Here is a 19,288-nt window from a genome sequence, read left to right on the forward strand (position 1 = left end):
TCTTGTACCATTTATACTCTACAAATATAAATCAAGTTATAGGAATTCATCACCACCACCAGCACCGCCTAGCATTATTTCACCAGCATCTGATAATCGTCTTGCTACTGATAAAATTTCTTTCTGTGCCGCTTCAACTTCACTGATACGTACAGGGCCCATGGCCTCTAAATCGTCAGCCATCATTTCAGCTGCGCGTTTAGACATGTTGGTCATTATTTTCTCTTTCAAGGTATCATCTGCACCTTTAATTGCTTTCATAAGAGCATCTTGCTGAACTTCACGTAGAATCGCTTGAATACCGCGGTCATCAACATCTGCTAAGTTTTCAAAGACAAACATTAAGTCTTGAATTTGTTGACTCATTTCTTCGTCATGTTCACGAATTGAATCCATTAGCATACCTTCAACATTGGTATCTAAATAGTTCATAATATCTGCAGCCGCTTTTAAGCCGCCCATTTTCGCAGCTTGCGCACCAGCTTGACCCGCAAATTGTTTTTCCATAATTTCATTTAGTTCTTGAAGGGCTGCTGGCTGTACTTCTTCAAGGTTCGCGATACGCATCATTAAGTCTAAACGGGTTTTCTCTGCAAATTGCCCTAATATCTCAGCAGATTGTTCTGGCTCTAAGTATGACAAAACGATGGTTTGGATCTGTGGATGCTCATTTCGGATAATGTTTGCTACTTGTTTAGAGTCCATCCATTTAAGAGAATCTAACCCTTTTGCACCACCGCCCATGACAATTTGGTCAATCAAATTGCCGGCTTTATCTTCACCAAGTGCTGCGGTTAGCGCTTTGCGTACAAATTCTTCACTTTGGAAGCCAATGGTACTAAAGTTTTGAATTTCATTAATAAATAGCTTGTGCACCGCAGTGATTTTCTCTTGAGTAAAATCTTCCATTGCGGCCATCACCATACCCACTTGTTGCACCTGTTTTGGCTCTAAGTGTTTTAGTATTTGCGCAGCATCTTCTTCTGATAAGCTCAACAGTAAAATTGCGGCTTTCTCAGCGCCATCAAGTTTGTCTACATCAAACCCTTGTGGAATAGCGGCTAGTTCTTGTGCTTCATCACTCATCTTCAATCAACCAACTTTTGACAACTTGAGAGGACAACTCTGGTTCATTCGCTACCAAAGCTCGAACGGCTTTTAAAATATCTTCATCACGATGTAAGTCTGGTAATTGTAGACTACCGTCAGGCGCAAAACCAACCGCACCGGCATCAAAATCAGCAGACAACATATCCATGGTTTCATCACCTAAGTCTACATGACTATCAAGTGACTTATCACCATAATCTTCAGGTTTTTGATCAGGGTAAATTAATCGTTTCAGCATCGGTCTTACTACGGATAATATCAATATAATGATCACCACAGCGCCTAACGACAGCTTAAGTATTTTCAGGAACCATGCTTCTTGATAAAAAGGCACCGCTTCTTCTACTTCTACTTCCATGCGCGAAAAAGGTAAGGTAACCACTTCAAGTGCATCACCACGTTGTAAATCAAAACCAATACTGCCTTGGAGTAACCGGCGGATATTTGCTAATTCTTCAACACTTCTTGGTGTTTGAACCGCATCACCGTTAGCGTTTGTTGAATTTAAATAATCAAGCGCCACTGAAACACTGATGCGACGAATAACTCCTGATTGTTGCTTGGTATAACTAATTGATTCATCAAGCTCAAAGTTTTTCGTGGACTCAGAATGTTTGCGACTTGGCGTTGAACGTTGACTATTGGTGCCGGTTGCATTTTCAGGAATATTGGAATCTAACGGTGGTTGATTGGTTAACGCACCAGGAATACCGCCAAGTGTTCCACCAATTGAGGTTTCTTCCACTTTCATTTCACTTCGAAGTGCAGGTAAATCAGGGTTGTAACGGCGTTGTGTTTCTTCTGAATTGGTGAAATCCATTGTCACGTCAACTTGTGCCGTGTAATTGCCTAAACCAACCACAGGGATCATGATGGTATCTATTTTATCCATGTACTCTTGTTCACGCTTTTGTTCGATTTCAAACTCTTTGCGCGAACGTGAAGAAATAGAATTTTGAGAGCCTGAATTAAGCAAGCGGCCATTTTGATCAGTCACTGTTACACGATTAGGTGTTAAGCTTTGTACCGCTGAGGCGACAATATCTACGATTGAGTCTACTTCTTCTTCTGACAATAAGCGTCCTTTACGTAAGGTAACAACAACGGTTGCAGAAGGTGATTTTTCACGTTTTGCGAAAACATTTTCGCGTGGAATGGCTAGTAATACCTTTGCACGGCTTACTGTTTGTAGCTCTTGAATAGTACGTGCAAGTTGTTGTTCACGAGAGTGTTTTAATCGCTCTCGTTCTAAACGCTGGCTAACACCAAACCCCATATCTTGCATGATGATTTCTTCGCGGTCGTTTGGTTCGTCGGTTAAACCTTCACGGGCAAGCATCAACTTAATATCTTGGTAGCGATCAGCAGGTACAGAAATAGTATTATTTTCTTGAATATAGTCGTCTACACCGTTGGCATCCAAAAAATCCATCGTTTTAATCAATTGATCGGTAGGAAGCTTAGTTAAGTAGCGATACTCAGGTTGGTTTGCCCACATAATCACGAAAACAGCAATCGCTAAACAAATGGCTAATGCCATAATAAGCGTTACCTGACGTAACACATCAACGTTACCCATCATTGCCGATAAACCAGATTTTTGCTCTTCGATACCGTCATTTGCGTTGTCATTCGCAACAAGATCGTTACCACCGTCAGCTGTTGCTAATGCTGTATTTGTTGTATCAGCCACTATATATTCTCCGCTAGACTACTTTTTACGCGTACGATTATGCTATCCGAACGATTAAACAGGCATACTCATAATTTCTTTGTATGCTTCGACAAATTTATTTCTCACTTGCACAGTGGCTTCAAAGGCGACACTGGCTTTTGATGCAGATATCATGGTGTCTGCTAGCGTGACACTGCGATCACCCATTTCGAAACGAGTCCGTTTATCACCAGCTTCTTGTTGAATATCATTTACGGTATTAACCGCTTGTTTTAGCATAGAAGCAAAATCACTTTGTGATGAGTTTACTGGCGCAACTTCATTACCAATGATGTTGTCATTTTTGATTGTCGATGCGCGGTTACCCATTGCTTCTAGTTGCATATTTTGCATTTGGGCATACAAGGAATTGCTTTTGATATCCATGATATTCTCGCTAGTGTCAAACTTTTGAAAAATTGTTACTAACAGTAATAAAGCAACATTAATGCCATAAAAAAGCATTAATTATTTAACTTAAAAATCATATAGATAAGCAGTTAAAATTAGAAAAACACCGAGCTTATTAACATAAAATAAGCGCTGGTGCTTTGATAGAAAAGATTATGCAGGAATTTGAATACCACTATCGCGCATACGTGCGATTTTATAACGAAGCGTTCTTGGACTAATACCTAATTTTTCGGCCACCGCTTTGCGACTTCCATGGCATGCTTGCAAGGTATCTAATATGATTTGATGCTCTTGCATTTTTAGTTCACTTCCCAGTTTATCATCACTAGCAGTTATGGTAGCAACATCAGAAATAGCAGGCGTATCAAAATTTTCGATTAATAAGTCAGCTGCATCAATCACACCATCACTATGTAAAATCAATGCACGTTGTATCACATTATCTAACTCTCTAACATTGCCAGGCCACTGATAAGCATTTAATTTACTGCACGCTGCTGGAGTAAACTCAGGTGATTCTTGCTGATTTTTTTGACAAATTCTTGAAATCAAATGATTAGCGAGCGGTACAATATCATCACGGCGCTGCGAAAGTGGTAACCAGTTTAATGGGAAAACATTTAATCGGTAGTATAAATCTTCCCGAAATATACCTTCGTTAACTGCCTCTTTAAGATCTCTATTACTGGTTGCAATAACACGCACATCTAGCTTAATGGTTTTTCGGCCAGCTAACCGCTCAACTTCACGTTCTTGCAATACACGTAAAATTTTCGCTTGTAAGCCAAGATCCATCTCAGTGATCTCATCAAGTAAAATAGTGCCACCTTGTGCTTGTTCAAATTTACCAGGGCATGCTTGAATAGCACCGGTAAATGCCCCTTTTTCATAACCAAACAAAGTGGCTTCTAACATATTTTCTGGAATAGCCGCGCAGTTTATCGCAACAAAAGGTTTATTCGCCCTTGATGAATGCCCATGTACATATTGCGCTAAGACTTCTTTACCTGAGCCACTAGGGCCTAACACCATTACTGAAGCGTCTGTTGATGCGACTTTTCTTGCAAGCAATAACAACTCTTTGCTTTTAGTATCAGCCACTATAGGCTCGAATGCATCATTTTGCTGGATTGGTAAGTATTGATTAACCATGTTTAGTAAGACTTCAGGCGCAAAAGGTTTAGCCATATAATTACAGGCACCATCCTTCATTGCTTGTACAGCATCATCGATAGTGCCGTAGGCTGTCATGATCAGTACCGGCATTTTAGCAAACGATGATTTTATACTTTTCAAAAGATTTAACCCAGACATACCTGACATTTGTACATCACTAACAACTAAATCCACTTGCTGATTTTTCAATAAAAGTAATGCAGCTTCGCCTGACTCTGCTTCAATGCATTGGTATCCAGCAAGGTTTAAGGTATCAATTAATGCCTCTCGTAATCCGGCATCATCTTCTACCACTAAGATTTTACTTTGACTCATCGTAACTCTCCTGAGGTGAAGTTAACGACTCGCTACCAGTTTCATTTGGCAACAAGGGTAATGATATTACAAAATGTGCGCCCTCTCCTGGCTTACTTATTAAATGCACTTCACCTTGATGTGCATTAGCAACTGATTTCACAACGGCAAGCCCTAGCCCAGTGCCTTGACTGCGAGATGTGTAAAAAGGTTCAAAAATTTTGGCGGCCTTTTCTGCCGCTATGCCACAGCCGTTGTCTTTAACGCTGATATACGCTTTTCCGTCTTTGCAGTAACAGGCAATATGAATGTTAGCCTTTGTTTCAATGACCTCTAGGCTATTATGAATAAGGTTTTGAATCGCACCACTTAGCGCGGTTTCATTGCCTAATACATGGCAATCGTCAGGGCAGTATTGAATATCGATTTCAGCATCTGCTTGCTCAATGAGTGCTTCCATACCATGAACTGCAGCGTTGACTAAGGCATTGACCGACAAAGAAGAGACAACTTGTTGTTGACCACTTTTTGCAAATAACAACATATCATTCACGGTTTGTTCGAGATCAGATAAACGCGACATCAACTTTTCTTGAAAGTTATCGCGCTCTGTAGTTTGTAACTGCTTACTTTTTAAATTAGCGCCGTATAAAATAGCTGCTGAAAGTGGTGTACGTATTTGGTGTGCAAGTTTAGATACCATTTGACCTAGCGATGATAATCGCTGTAACTGGCTTAATTTATCTTGCAGTAGACGAGTTTCTGTTAAATCGGTGATCATTATAAGTTGACCAGGTTGATCGATTAACGCGGTAATTTCTAACTTCACACGGCGACCATCTTTAAGTGATACTTCATGCCAGTCATCGGCGCGCGGCTTAAAAGAACGGCGGATCACTTCAAACCATGGGTATCCTAAGATGGGCTCTTCTAACAGCTGGCTGGCAATTTTATTCATTTTGACCACAATGCCATTTCCATCGAGCATAATCATACCCGTTGGCATGACATCAATAAGTTTTTCGAGTTGATTTGATTGCTGTCGTAATAAATCAAGTTCACCAACATATGACTCTGTGGCGAGTTTTTGCTTATTAGCAATACATGGCTGTTCAACAAACGGGAACACCTTTTGTTGATTCATAGTAGAATTAGTTTGATTTGCAACGGCTACAACCATAATACACTTCTCGAATGACGATAATATTCAAGAAAAAGCATTAATTATGCCAACAAATTTTTTGTAGATTTATCAAAGAACTGTAGATAGAAAATACATGAGTCAAGATTTTGTCAATCTATAGTTCGCTAGAAATATACGGCTCGTTAGTCGCTTGATAAGGCTGATTAACGAAACCAATTATAGATTTCATCAGCCATCTGTTTTTTGTAAGTTGTATTTTCGCATTTTCTCAACAAGTGTTGTTCTACGCATGCCAAGTAATTCTGCAGAACGAGCTACCACCCAATCATTTTTGTCTAATGATTGAGTGATCAAAGACACTTCTAAATCTGCTAAATACTCTTTTAAATGTAAACCGTCTGCAGGCAACTTATCAACCTGTACGGTACTGCTGCTTTGTTCCTCAAAGCCAGCCATAAAACTGTCATCATTAATGTTTTCATCGTCTGTATCAGTGTCAAAGCCAGCAAATAATTCATTAATAGCTTCGCGTTCTTGCAATTCTTCTGGGTATTCTGGGTTGTATTCTTCAATATCAATATGACGATAACGCTTAGGTAGCTCTGATACGTCAACCACTTGTTCATTGTACATGATAATCATGCGTTCTATTAAATTTGATAATTCACGGACATTGCCAGCCCATGAATGTTCTTGCAGTGATGCAATAGCGCGCTCTGTAAAACGAACCGTTTGTCCTTGTTCGCTTTCAAAGCGCGACATTAACTCTTTTAGTAATAAAGGAATATCTTCTTTACGATCACGAAGTGCTGGGGTTTCAATCGGAAAAACGTTTAATCGATAATATAAATCTTCACGAAAGGCATTGGTTTTGATCATTTCTTCTAGGTTTTGATGGGTTGCCGCGATAACTCGTACATTCGCTTTTATGCTTTTCGCCCCACCCACACGTTCAAACGTTCGCTCTTGTAATACACGTAAAAGTTTTACTTGCATCGGTTGTGGCATATCACCAATTTCATCAAGAAACAGTGTACCGCCCTCGGCAAGCTCAAAACGGCCTTTTCGAGTTGAAATAGCGCCAGTGAATGCCCCTTTTTCATGACCGAATAACTCACTTTCAAGTAAGTCAGGAGGAATAGCACCACAATTTACTGGGACAAAAGGCGCTTTACCGCGATCAGATAAATTATGTATATTTCGAGCCACGACTTCTTTACCCGTACCTGACTCTCCCAATATCAAAACATTTGCCTGCGTTGAAGCCACTTGTTCAATCAGAAAGCGTACATGTTGCATGGGGGCACTGCCCCCTACTAGCGAACGAAAAAGCGCAGCATTACCAGCATTTTTTGTTTTATTGATCGGCAATTTATTATGATATTGATGACAATGATGGATCATTTCCGTTAATTGCGCGTAATTCAGCGGCGCACTGACATCACCAATAACATTGACAAAACCCACAAGTTTTTGTTTATCAATCACATCATGTAATAAAAATGGGTAACTAGGATTACGTTTAACTAAAGTAACCACAGCATCACTCACATCACCGCATAAAATGATGGTCAATGTATTTGTTAATGTGGGAAGAGCATCAACAATTTCATCCTGCGCGTAGCAATGAAAATGCTCACCGACGAATGCTAAGATTGTTGCAAGTTGTTGTGCTCTTGCTGCGTCATTATCAACGACAAGAATATGTTTTTGACCCTGCATAATCCTTTGATAACCTTTATTTTTAAACGTTCCAGTTTTGATTGTAGCGAGGATTGGTGAATATTCAACAAAATTTTGACACTAGGGCGTCATAACTTTGACTTGAAGACACTTTATTTTTGATTGTTACCCGTGGTTACGTGCAAATTTAACAAATTACGCGTAACCTTTTGTTATTATGGAGTGATGGCGTGTAATTTGCTTTGTAATTTGCCATTGGTCACAGACAATTAAGTTCATTGTAATTAACGCATCCTATTTTTGATGAGCAGAGGCAATAAAATGCACATAAACGACAGTTTTTTAACATCTCAGTTTGGCGAAGAGTATTTATACCTAATCAATAGAAACGCTTTTGAAAAACAACCGTCTCACGCAATCTTTGAGAACTTATATGATGAAAAACTGCATACAGAAGAAAGATTCTACATAATTCTTGGCACTGATTCGGGGCTATTACTCGATCATGTTGTACAGCTCGAGAAACCGGTCGATACACGTTATTTATTTATTGAGTTGCCAGAAGTAATCGAACGGCTAGAACATAAAAACAAATTAGACGAGTTACCCGAATACATCACTATTACCACCATTGATAAATGGAAAGACAGCGCTACAGCGTTCGGTATGGACTTGTATTTATATAAAGATTACTGTCAGTTCATAAAGTCAGTTGCCGCCATCGATTCATTTGTTCCTGCTTACAATGCTGCCATTTTACAATTCGAACAAGAGTTTCAAAGCTACCGTTTCATTACACGTGCCACTCTTGGTGTGTCTCCTTTTATGAGCCCACAATTAATGAATATTTGTGAGAATCAAACACCAGCGTTAGTATTTAAACATAAGTTCAAAGGCGATACATGTATCATTCTTGCGGGCGGTCCTTCATTAGATGAAGATATAGAGTGGGTAAAGGAACACAAAGACCACATAGTTATCATCGCTGTTTCGCGAATTGCAAGAAGACTTAATCAAATTGGACTTATACCTCATATTGTCGTTTCCGTTGACCCCTATGAAATAAGTTATGACGTAAGTAAAGAGTTATTATTGTTTCCTCCCAATGTGCTATTTTTACACTCTAACAGCGTTACGCCATTTTTGTTGGCTCAGTGGCACGGTAAAAGTGCGTACCTTAATCGAAGATACCCTTGGGATGAAAAAGGTGATGAAAAAAACCTTAAATCTGCAGGCCCTACGGTCACAAATACGGCGCTAAAAGCAGCTGTAGACATGGGGTTCAGTAACATTTTGTTATCGGGTGTTGATCTCTGTTTTTCAGAAAAAGGTGTTACTCATGCCTCAGGGAGTAATGAAGCAAACATCGGCCCAACACTGGGACGCCCTGGCACCTGGGTGAAAACTTACGCAGGAAAAACCGTTGAAACACTTATCGTATTTGGTACTGCTGGTGAACGTTTATCTGAAATAGCGGAAGAAGCTAAGAAAACAGACCAAGCCGTTTACAACTTATCACCCAATGCAGCTTGCTTACCTCATATTGAACACGTTCCTTCTTCAGCATTGTCTTTTACACATGACAAAGAAAACTATGCAGATAAACTGCTCAGCTGTATTCCTGTCATGACCACAAGTGAAATACAGCATGATTACAATGTAGTGAATACTAATGTTAAAAGAGTACTTGCTGACGTTAAAGACATCAAAAGGCTTGCAGAAAAAGCGTTAACAGCAAATGAGCAACTCTTTAAAGAAAAAGGGAATGAGAGCGAGAATTTCAAGTTCAAAATTCAAATGGATAAAATTGAAAAGAAACTGAATACAACGTTCAAGCGCACTTCGAAATTTATAAAGAATTTTGGCATTGATAAATTCATCAGTTCTGCCCAAGCAAATTCATCTGATGAATGGTCTGATGATAAAGTAGAAAAAACAGGGAAACTATACTACCAAGCGTATATTGTTACCTGTGAAAACCTCATCATTTTGCTTGATAAGGCATTAGAAAGAATTAATAGCAGAATAGAAGAACAAAAACCTACTCCGCGTCTGTCAATCATGTTTGCTCAGTGGGAAAAAGATAGAATTTTAGGTAGAGCACAGCATTGGTTAGAAAAAACTCACGTTGATCAAAGTACATTCACCAGTGAAGAACAGTCGACGTTTGAGCGTTTTGCTAAAATACACACTGCAGATATCCATAACGTAGAAACAAAGCACTTAACGCGCACCAAAGAGGAAGCGTCTTTAGATGGAGTCAGACGTAAAGTTATCACCTTATTTCATCAAAAAAATATCGATGCTTTAACGACATTAATTAATAGTTTAAAGATTTCGATGGAAACTGAAGAACAAGCTAAGGTATTGTATAATTTAGGGTTAGCGTATTCCTCAATTTTAACGGAAAGCTACCAAGACGCGCTGTATTATTTTGAACAGCTTCCTCCAGAACAGATTGAAGAAGATGAACTTCAACAATTAGCTGGTATTGCTTATAAACTTAAAGATTACGGTTTAGCGAAAGCGTGCTTACAAGAACTTTCGGTATTGTCGATCACATATTTACCGCAATTCACTAAATTATTGCGACTTTTAGGGGATGAAAAAATCGCCTTAAACTATTTTCATCAATGTATTGAACAAGATCCTAAAAATGTATTTTTATGGAATGGCTTAGGAGAGTTTTACTTTAATGGAAAGGCATATGATTCAGCCAAAATAGCATTCGAGACCGCACTTTCAAATGCCCCTGATGATAAAAGAGCCAAAGAGTTTTTACAAAAACTTAATGCCTTACCATCAAATACATAACAATAAAGAATAGATAAAGCTAAAGAATGAGCACAACATTGACGATATAAAGGTTAATATTGTTTACTAACCTTAACATTTTAGACAGCCTGTAGGAGCTATCATGAGCGATATATTAAAAGGCAATTTTACCCCTAAAAAACAAGTTACTAAGCCGGATGACACAATAGATGATGATTCAATAGAGTCTAAATTTAAAAAAGCCGCACTAAACTCTATTGGTGGAAGCATGGTCTATGTGGAACGCACCGACCTTACTTGGGACGGCGAAGAATAGATACGTTAATCAGAAAGAGACTGAAGCATGGCGCAATGCGAACTGAACGATAAATTTGTGGATGTAGTTTCCAAAATTACGGATATTGGTAAGAATTGGCATAGCCACGATCTTGTCACCAATGCTATGGCTAATTTACCCTATACAGAAAAAAGCTTTAAAGACTTACCGCCACTACCTGAGAGTAAAAAAAACTCAGCTATTATCGTTAGTGCCGGTCCCAGCTTACATAAATTTGATGTATTAGCAAAATTAAAACAAAGCAACTATCAAGGGGCTATTGTTGCCATTGACGGTTCGTTAGTGAAATGTTTAAAAAATGGCATTGTTCCTGATTATGTTTTAACACTTGACCCACACCCTACTCGCATCGTTCGCTGGTTTGGCGATAATGAATTCGAAGAAAACACCCGACATGATGATTACTTTTCACGTCAAGATTTAGACGTGGAATTTCGCAATAATTCGATTAAAGAAAATCAAGCAAACATTGATTTAATCAACAAACATGCCCCGGAAATAAAACTCATTATTTGCTCTTCTGCGCCGAGAAATGTTGTAGAACGAGCAAAAGATGCTGGATTTGACATGTACTGGTGGAATCCGATTGTGGACAACCCACAAGATCCAAAAAGTCTAACTCGTCAAATTTATCAAATAAATAAAAAATCTTGCATGAATACAGGTGGTACCGTCGGAACTGCTGCTTGGGTATTTGCCAATGCGATACTAAAAGTGCCCTCCATCGCATTAACAGGCATGGATCTTGGCTATCATAGCGAAACGCCGATTGAAATGACCCAAACGTATTATGAGCTGCATGAGTTCGCCAATACGCGAGAAGAGTTAGAACAACTGTTTCCCAAATTTATATTCCCATTATCGAATGAACAATTTTATACCGATCCAACCTATTTTTGGTATCGAAATAACTTCTTAGATTTATTCTCTCGTGCATCAGGAACGACATACAATTGTTCAGAGGCTGGTACGTTGTTTGCAGATAATTTACCCTGTATTACTTTCAATCAATTTCTCAATAGCGAGCAATAATTATGGCTAAAATACTTTTTATAAACCCCGTTGTTCGAGAAGAAGATGTGCCTCGCCATATCCCTTACGGTATTGCATTACTTGCAGCTATTGCCATGAAAGAAGGCCATCTTGTACAAGTGTATGATGCAAATGCTCACCGATTACCGTTAGACACTATTATCGAAGTTTGCCAAGCAGACGATTGGGATGCCATTTGTATTGGCGGCCTAACAACAACATACAACTACATTAAAAAAGCCTGCAAACTCATTAAAGAAAGCGCACCAAACGCTCAGCTGATTGCCGGTGGCGGTTTTTTAACTTCAATGCCACATGAAATTTTCGAATGGATCCCTGAAATTGACGTAGGTTGTATCGGCGAATCTTTTGTCACCTTCCCGGAAGTACTAAAAAAAATAGACAATAAAGACGTTAATTACTCTGATGTTCTAGGCGTCATTCACCGAGATTTAACCGGAAAAAGTTTTTTAACCAATATCAGACCAAATATTAAAGACTTAGATACGTTACCTTGGCCTGCATGGCATTTGTTCCCATTAGATATTTATTTTGCCAATTCCTCAAACTTATTCAGTGAAGAATCATTTACTTCAAAACGCCGTATGGACATTAATGGCAGCTTCGGCTGTGGATTAACTTGTAAATATTGTTGGCATTTAGGCACAACAGGCGACATGCTTGTTGAAGAAAACGACAACGGTGAAAATGACGTTGTCTTTACTTATGGCCGTAATATTCGTTATCACAGTGCCGATTATATTGTCAGCATGGTTAAACACTTACATAACGAATATGACATTGACTTTGCGGCCTTTATTGATGAAAACCTCATGACAATGGATGTAGCCAGTAAAGGAACTTGGCTAAAAGAATTATGTAAAAAATGGATTGAAGCTGGCTTACAACCAACGTGTCGTCAACAAGGCATACCCCACGATGAAAACTGCAAAGGTGTGCATTGGAATGGTACTTCACATGCAGGGCTCCACCGTCCAGAAACCTTAAAACTAATGTATGAAGCTGGCTGTACACACTTAGTATATGGTTTAGAATCGTTTGATCCCACTGTGTTACGCAACCTTGGTAAAGGATCAAATGCACGAAAAAATAAGCAAAGTATCGCTACGTGTTTAGCTTCGGGTATTAAGCCTATTCCAAACATTATTATTGGATTTCCAGAAGAAAGCTTTGAGAGTGTTAGAAATACCATTGAAGCCTTAGTTGAATTAGGCATTACCGCTAAACCGCATTTTGCAACCGCTTATCCTGGCTCTGAGTGGTACTATGCCTACAAAGATTCGATTATGGAACAATATAATCAAGATCTTGAGGCTTACATTATGGATTTAGGTGATGCTAGTAAGATCACGGCTACTATCAGCCATGAATTTTCACCGATGCAGTTATTAGGCCTTCAACAGATAGTATATCTCAAAGATCTACGCTTATTAGATTTATCAGAACAACATTGGGCTCCTGTGCAAGAAAAACTTACGCCAGTGATTCAGCCTAAAACGTCGTTTAATTTAAAAACCGTAAAAGAAGCAGGCCCGCTTGCGAGCTAACATGCGTAATCAACACAACAATAATCTATTTTAAAATGATGTAGGCAAACATTCATGGCGTTAAACAATCAAAACCGCATATTGGTTACTGGTGCAGATGGCTTTATTGGCTCTCATCTTGTCGAAATGCTGCTATCCCAAGGCCACCATGTCAAGGCATTAGCGCAATATAATTCATTCAACTATTGGGGTTGGTTAGAAGATATTGCACAACATGATAATCTAGAGATTGTGTCAGGCGATATACGCGATCCGCATTTTTGTCGCCATATCACCCAAGATATAGATACTGTTTATCATTTAGCTGCACTCATTGCGATCCCATACTCGTACGTGGCACCTGAAAGTTATGTGAGCACTAACGTTACCGGTACCTTAAATATTTGCCAAGCGTGTCTTGATAATAAGGTTTCACGCGTTATTCATACCTCTACCAGCGAAGTGTACGGCACAGCACAATATGTACCTATCGACGAGAAGCACCCACTACAAGCTCAATCTCCATATAGTGCTTCAAAAATTGCTGCTGATGCGATGGCAATGAGTTACTTTAATGCGTTTAATCTGCCTTTAACCATTGCTCGGCCTTTTAACACTTATGGCCCAAGACAATCAGCTCGAGCTGTAATACCTACTATTATTAGCCAAATTGCTAATGGTGAGTCAGAGATCAAGCTTGGGGATGTATCACCCACAAGAGACTTTAACTATGTTACTGACACCTGTAGAGGCTTTATCGCATTAGCCAATAGTGAAAGTACGATAGGTAAAACCATTAACATCGGTTCTAATTTTGAAATTAGTGTTGGCGATACGTTAAACATGATCAAAGACATCATGAAAAGTGATGTTAAATTTACTGTCGACCAAGCAAGAATACGCCCTGATAAATCAGAAGTTTTTCGATTATGGTGTGATAATACAATGATTAACTCGCTCACCCAGTTCACACCGGAAATAGATATAAAAACAGGGTTAAGCAAAACGATTGCATGGTTTGCTAAACCACAAAACCTCGCTAAATATAAGCATTCAATTTATAACGTGTAGGATTGAATTATCAGCATGAAAAAAATAGCGGTATTTACTGGCACTAGAGCAGAATACGGATTGCTATACCTTACGTTAAAAGGCTTACAGCAGTCTGACGATGTAGCACTACAGTTGTTTGTTGGTGGTACTCATCTTGCCCATAATTTTGGCTACACTATTAAGCATATAATTAATGATGGCTTCACCGTTACTGAAAAAATGGATTTTCTGCTCAATTCTGACACTCCTGTCGCCGTCAATAAATCAATGGCTTTAGCGCAAATGGCTGCTGGTGAGTGTTTTGACCGCCACCAACCAGATTTACTTGTACTGTTGGGCGATCGTTTTGAAGCATTAGCCGTTGCAAGTGCCGCTACAATCGCTGGTATTCCAATTGCTCATATTCATGGAGGTGAGCTTACCGAAGCGGCAATGGATGACGCTTTTAGACATGCGATTACTAAAATGGCACATTTACACTTTACTTCGACAGAAGTGTATCGGCAACGAGTTATTCAACTAGGAGAACAACCTGAAAACGTGTTAAACGTTGGTGCTCCAGGCATTGATAATATTAAACAGCTGCCTTTACTTTCTAAAAGTGAGCTTAGTGACACCTTGTCCATCGACTTATCTAAACCTTATTTTTTAGTAGGTTACCACCCAGAAACTTTATCAAATCAGGATGCTAAAATAGGGTTATTGTGTTTATTAGCCGCATTAGATCAGTTTGAAACGTTCTCTGTAGTCATCACTTATCCAAATGCCGATACTTTTGGTCGAGCAATTATCACCGAACTGGAAAATTATGCGCGTTTGCACCCAGAGCGCGTGCATTTATTCGAATCTATCGGACAATTAAATTTTCTATCCGCAATGAAACATGCTGTTGCACTCGTGGGTAATTCGTCCAGTGGCATTATAGAAACGCCATCATTTAACATTCCCACCGTGAATATTGGCGATAGGCAAAAAGGCAGGCTTGCCAGTAAAAGCGTCATACATTGCAAAACGAATAAACACGATATTACAGCGGCGATTCAAAAAGCGATATCCCCAGAGTTTAACGCATCAATAGCTAATGAACCTAACCCATACGGAAACGGGGAAGCTTCTTGTAAAATCGTCGAAACATTAATCACACGGGATATCACCACGCGAGCAAAGTCATTCTTTGATATAACTTAATGCTTTGACCGAGAAAAGGCGACACATGTCTCATAAAGAAAAAAATGTACTGATCATTGCCGAAGCAGGTGTGAATCATAACGGTAGCGAGCAACTCGCTAAACAACTTGTTGATGCTGCAAAAAAAGCTGGTTCAGATGTTGTAAAGTTTCAAACTTTCAAAGCTGATAACCTCGTTACTCAATCAGCTAAACAAGCACAATATCAAATAAAAAATACTGAATTAGAACAAACGCAGTATCAATTGTTAAAAAGCCTCGAATTGCCTTTTGAATCTCACAAAGCAATCAAACAATACTGTGAAAAGCTAGGTATAGAATACTTATCAACGGCTTTTGATGATGATAGTTTACGCTTTTTAGTCGAAGAACTTAAATTAACACGTCTTAAAATTCCATCTGGTGAACTAACTAATTTACCCTTTGTACTCGCACATGCAAAAACAGGTTGCCAATTAATAGTTTCAACAGGCATGGCAACGAATGAAGAAATAGAAATGGCACTCGGTACTATTGCTTTTGGCTTTTTAGCAACTAGTGAGCAGCCTTCTATTGAAGCATTTCAACGTGCTTATCAATCTGAGGAAGGGAAATCACTACTTTCTCAAAAAGTAACTCTTTTACATTGCACTACCGAGTACCCTGCACCATTTGATGAAATCAATCTAAATGCGATGGATGAAATGTCACGTAATTTTTCATTACCCATTGGTTATTCAGATCACAGTGCAGGTATTGTGGTTCCCATTGCCGCGGTAGCAAAAGCAGCTTGTATCATTGAAAAACACTTTACCTTAGACAAAACAATGAGTGGACCAGATCATAAAGCCTCTATAGATCCGAACGAACTAGCGCAAATGGTGTCAAGCATTAGGATCAGCGAAAAAGTGCTTGGTTCGCCAATTAAAGCACCTACCGAATCTGAAATAGCAAATAAATTAGTCGCACGTAAAAGTATTGTGGCAAAAAAACACATCAAATATGGTGAACTATTAACTGCCGACAATATCGCAATTATGCGACCAGGTACGGGTATTGATCCTAAGTACTATTGGCAATTATTAAACTCACCTGCCTGTTATGAATTTAACACTGGAGATTTAATCAAAATCGATTAAACCTGTGATTATCTTAATTTTTAAAGAAATTTGGTCTACTTTTTGCTAAAACTATTAATAAGACAAAGGCTATTCATAGTTTTGGCCGATTTTAGGGGAAGCTAATGAGTCATAATTGGCAGGATGTTTTAATATCGCCTACGGCAACAATGGGTGATACCATTTCTGTTATCGATAAAGGTGCCATGCAATTGGCACTCGTTGTAGACGAACAACGCGTACTCCTCGGTGTAGTCACTGATGGAGATATTCGCCGTGCCTTAATTCGGCATCAAGATTTATCCACACCAATATCAGAGGTCATGAATAAGGCCCCACTTGTGGCAAATATAGACACCTCTAGAAACAAATTATTAAGCTTGATGAACAATCAAGGATTAGGTGCCATCCCCCTGATATCTGAAGGTAAGATAGTTGGCCTAGAAACACTACAACATATTATTAAAAAGCCCTCTTACGACAACCCAGTTTTTTTAATGGCTGGAGGCTTTGGAACAAGATTAAAACCATTAACGGATAACTGCCCTAAACCTTTACTCAAATTAGGTGATAAACCCATACTTGAAACGATTCTTAATAGTTTTATCGCCAGTGGATTTCATCAGTTCTACATTTCTACACACTATATGCCTGAAGCAATTAAAAATCATTTTGGTGATGGCAGTAAATGGGGGGTAAAAATCCACTACGTTCATGAACAAGCCCCTTTAGGAACCGGTGGTAGTTTAGGGCTTTTACCTGAAAACTTACCCAATTTACCTATTATCATGATGAACGGAGATGTACTGACCAAAATTGATTTTGAACAATTATTAAATTATCACAATCAATACGATCCTATTTGTACAATGTGCGTCAGAGAAGAGGAATATAAAATACCTTATGGCGTTGTAGAGGCCGAAGGGTCAAAAATAATCAGCTTAGTTGAAAAACCAACCCATAAATATTTTATTAATGCAGGTGTGTATGTGGTTAGTCGCGCAATGATAAATGCAGTCAATAAAAACCAACGCGTTGATATGACTGATCTCATTGAGAACTATATCGCTAATAAAGAATTTGTTGCGATGTTTCCAGTACATGAATACTGGTTAGATATTGGGAAAATGGTTGATTTTTATCAAGCACAAAAAGATGTAATGCAAGGTGGAAAATTCTATGGTTGATAAAATTTTAGCTGTTATTCCGGCACGTGCAGGTAGTAAACGTTTACCTGGAAAAAATAGCAAAATGCTTTGTGGAAAACCGCTAGTGCAATGGACAATTGAAGCTGCACAACAAGCACTTGAAATTTCTGACATTATCGTGAGCACGGATTGTGAAAATATCGCAGATATCGCCAAACAAAGCGGCGTATCCGTGCCTTTTCTCAGGCCTGATAGTATCTCCGGTGATGAAGCAACCGCGATAGATGTGGTTAGGCATACGGCTAATTATCTAACCGAGCAAGGAAAGTCGTACGATTATGTTATTTGGTTACAACCAACATCCCCCTTACGTACAGTAGAAAATATACAGCACGCCATTCAAGTATTAAAAGATAAACAAGCTTCCGCGGTTATCAGTGTATGTGAATGCGATCATTCACCAATGTGGAGTAATACCTTAGCGTCTGACGGAAATATGCAGAACTTCATTTCAACTTTTGTTAAAAAGAACCCTAGAAGCCAAGCGTTGCCCACTTACTATCGATTAAATGGTGCTATATATATTGCTAAAATCGAACAATTACTTGAACAAGAGACTTTTTTCTTAGACAGCAATGTTTATTCATATGTAATGAAGAGGGAAGATTCCGTCGACATTGATCATCATCTTGACTTCAAGTTAGCAGAATTTCTCTTGGATGAACGGCAACAAGTTACCTAAAGGGTATCGGAAAGAGATAGTGAAATTAAGGTGGCCAAATGTCAGCTACAGTTAATTATCACTCACTATTTGATAGGTATTCACAGCTTTTTTGATTTTTGATTGCTTTTGGCCGTCGTCTAACGATTTTGTACGTTCTTTGGCAAGTATCTCTAGTTGTATTTTGTCTTGAGCTTGCACATTAAGTAAAAACGTTCGAAGTGTTTTCTCATCTTGGTCGTTACCTGTTTGACGTACTTGCTCTGTGACTTTTTTTAACAGTTCCAAACGAAGCGCCAATTTGGCTTCTACATGCTCAAACTCACTTTTTTCTGTTAATGCTGTTATTTCAGCAGAAAGATCGTCAATCTGCTGATATAACGAAGCAAAAGACATACTAAGCTCCTACAGCCGCCGTAGTTTCATCATTTTTTTGCTTTAGCTTGTCTAGACCTTCTTGTTTCGCATCTTCTGGCATCTCTGACCATGCACTTCTAACCGGCTTAATCATATCAACCACTTCGTCTAACTTAGCAAAATTTAATGATGTACTCGCTTCCATCAAACAATCTATACAGTAACTGTACATCACTTCGAAGTTCTTAGAAATTTCAGGTTGGCTATCAAAATCTAATGACTGAATTAACGCATCTAAAATATTAATCGACTTTGTTAAAGATTGTGCTTTCAGTTCATAGTCTTTTCGCTCGATAGCCCCTCTAGCTGTAGCAATACCTTTTAATAGACCATCGAACATTAACAAAATAATTTGGTGTGGGTCAGAAGCTAATATATTGCTATTAATATCGACTTGTTTATATGCACTTAAGTTCTTTCTCATGATAATTCTCCTACT

Annotated in this window: 17 protein-coding genes; 9 read left to right on the forward strand and 8 right to left on the reverse strand. The window is 38.8% G+C overall.

All coding sequences use genetic code 11. The annotated features are described in order from the left end of the window. Positions 1 to 36 precede the first annotated feature (36 nt). From fliG to BI291_RS17835, 6 genes are all read right to left on the reverse strand, one after another. Positions 37 to 1,086, reverse strand: a complete 1,050-nt coding sequence (gene fliG, locus BI291_RS17810) for a flagellar motor switch protein FliG (protein ID WP_074500676.1) — start codon at positions 1,084 to 1,086, stop codon at positions 37 to 39. Further along, complete coding sequence (gene fliF / locus BI291_RS17815) at positions 1,079 to 2,692, reverse strand: flagellar basal-body MS-ring/collar protein FliF (RefSeq protein ID WP_217693852.1); 1,614 nt, start codon at positions 2,690 to 2,692, stop codon at positions 1,079 to 1,081. The genes fliG and fliF overlap by 8 nt, the downstream gene beginning before the upstream one ends. Positions 2,693 to 2,857: 165 nt before the next feature. Further along, positions 2,858 to 3,211: a flagellar hook-basal body complex protein FliE gene (gene fliE, locus BI291_RS17820; protein WP_074500890.1), complete on the reverse strand. Its 354-nt coding sequence runs from the start codon at positions 3,209 to 3,211 to the stop codon at positions 2,858 to 2,860. A 177-nt stretch (positions 3,212 to 3,388) separates the two neighbouring features. Beyond that, the gene (locus tag BI291_RS17825) at positions 3,389 to 4,729 is read right to left on the reverse strand and encodes a sigma-54 dependent transcriptional regulator (protein ID WP_074500682.1); all 1,341 of its coding nucleotides are present in this window, start codon (positions 4,727 to 4,729) and stop codon (positions 3,389 to 3,391) included. Beyond that, on the reverse strand, positions 4,716 to 5,888 hold the full coding sequence (locus BI291_RS17830) for a PAS domain-containing sensor histidine kinase (RefSeq protein WP_074500684.1): 1,173 nt from the start codon (positions 5,886 to 5,888) through the stop codon (positions 4,716 to 4,718). Before BI291_RS17830 ends, BI291_RS17825 begins: the two co-directional genes overlap by 14 nt. 192 nt (positions 5,889 to 6,080) lie before the next feature. After that, entirely contained in the window at positions 6,081 to 7,574 is a 1,494-nt protein-coding gene (locus BI291_RS17835; RefSeq protein WP_074500687.1) for a sigma-54 dependent transcriptional regulator, read from the reverse strand. A gap of 282 nt (positions 7,575 to 7,856) precedes the next feature. Here BI291_RS17835 and BI291_RS17840 point away from each other — a divergent pair, with 282 nt between their 5' ends. From BI291_RS17840 to BI291_RS17875, 9 genes are all read left to right on the forward strand, one after another. Beyond that, positions 7,857 to 10,349: a 6-hydroxymethylpterin diphosphokinase MptE-like protein gene (locus BI291_RS17840; protein WP_074500689.1), complete on the forward strand. Its 2,493-nt coding sequence runs from the start codon at positions 7,857 to 7,859 to the stop codon at positions 10,347 to 10,349. A 103-nt stretch (positions 10,350 to 10,452) separates the two neighbouring features. Continuing rightward, complete coding sequence (locus tag BI291_RS18480; protein ID WP_175573150.1) at positions 10,453 to 10,626, forward strand: hypothetical protein; 174 nt, start codon at positions 10,453 to 10,455, stop codon at positions 10,624 to 10,626. Positions 10,627 to 10,653: 27 nt separating this feature from the next. Then, the gene (locus BI291_RS17845) at positions 10,654 to 11,679 is read left to right on the forward strand and encodes a 6-hydroxymethylpterin diphosphokinase MptE-like protein (protein WP_074500692.1); all 1,026 of its coding nucleotides are present in this window, start codon (positions 10,654 to 10,656) and stop codon (positions 11,677 to 11,679) included. Positions 11,680 to 11,681: 2 nt separating this feature from the next. Continuing rightward, a complete protein-coding gene (locus BI291_RS17850) occupies positions 11,682 to 13,247 on the forward strand; it encodes a radical SAM protein (RefSeq protein ID WP_074500695.1) in 1,566 nt (521 codons plus the stop codon). 54 nt (positions 13,248 to 13,301) lie between these two features. Then, complete coding sequence (locus BI291_RS17855; protein ID WP_074500698.1) at positions 13,302 to 14,297, forward strand: NAD-dependent 4,6-dehydratase LegB; 996 nt, start codon at positions 13,302 to 13,304, stop codon at positions 14,295 to 14,297. A 15-nt stretch (positions 14,298 to 14,312) separates the two neighbouring features. Continuing rightward, positions 14,313 to 15,467 carry a UDP-N-acetylglucosamine 2-epimerase gene (gene neuC, locus BI291_RS17860; RefSeq protein ID WP_074500700.1) on the forward strand — a complete coding sequence of 385 codons (1,155 nt, stop codon included), beginning with the start codon at positions 14,313 to 14,315 and terminating at the stop codon, positions 15,465 to 15,467. Between the two features lie 25 nt (positions 15,468 to 15,492). Continuing rightward, complete coding sequence (gene neuB / locus BI291_RS17865) at positions 15,493 to 16,584, forward strand: N-acetylneuraminate synthase (protein ID WP_074500702.1); 1,092 nt, start codon at positions 15,493 to 15,495, stop codon at positions 16,582 to 16,584. A 104-nt stretch (positions 16,585 to 16,688) separates the two neighbouring features. Beyond that, positions 16,689 to 17,750: a nucleotidyltransferase family protein gene (locus BI291_RS17870; RefSeq protein ID WP_074500704.1), complete on the forward strand. Its 1,062-nt coding sequence runs from the start codon at positions 16,689 to 16,691 to the stop codon at positions 17,748 to 17,750. After that, complete coding sequence (locus BI291_RS17875; RefSeq protein ID WP_074500707.1) at positions 17,743 to 18,453, forward strand: acylneuraminate cytidylyltransferase family protein; 711 nt, start codon at positions 17,743 to 17,745, stop codon at positions 18,451 to 18,453. The genes BI291_RS17870 and BI291_RS17875 overlap by 8 nt, the downstream gene beginning before the upstream one ends. Positions 18,454 to 18,504: 51 nt before the next feature. Here BI291_RS17875 and BI291_RS17880 read toward each other — a convergent pair whose 3' ends face one another. Both BI291_RS17880 and fliS read right to left on the reverse strand, forming a co-directional pair. Beyond that, positions 18,505 to 18,828, reverse strand: a complete 324-nt coding sequence (locus BI291_RS17880; protein WP_074500710.1) for a hypothetical protein — start codon at positions 18,826 to 18,828, stop codon at positions 18,505 to 18,507. 1 nt (position 18,829) lies between these two features. Beyond that, positions 18,830 to 19,273, reverse strand: a complete 444-nt coding sequence (gene fliS / locus BI291_RS17885; protein WP_074500712.1) for a flagellar export chaperone FliS — start codon at positions 19,271 to 19,273, stop codon at positions 18,830 to 18,832. Positions 19,274 to 19,288 lie beyond the last annotated feature (15 nt).

The sequence above is a fragment of the Thalassotalea sp. PP2-459 genome, assembly GCF_001913705.1.
Classification (GTDB): Bacteria; Pseudomonadota; Gammaproteobacteria; order Enterobacterales; family Alteromonadaceae; genus Thalassotalea_C; species Thalassotalea_C hakodatensis.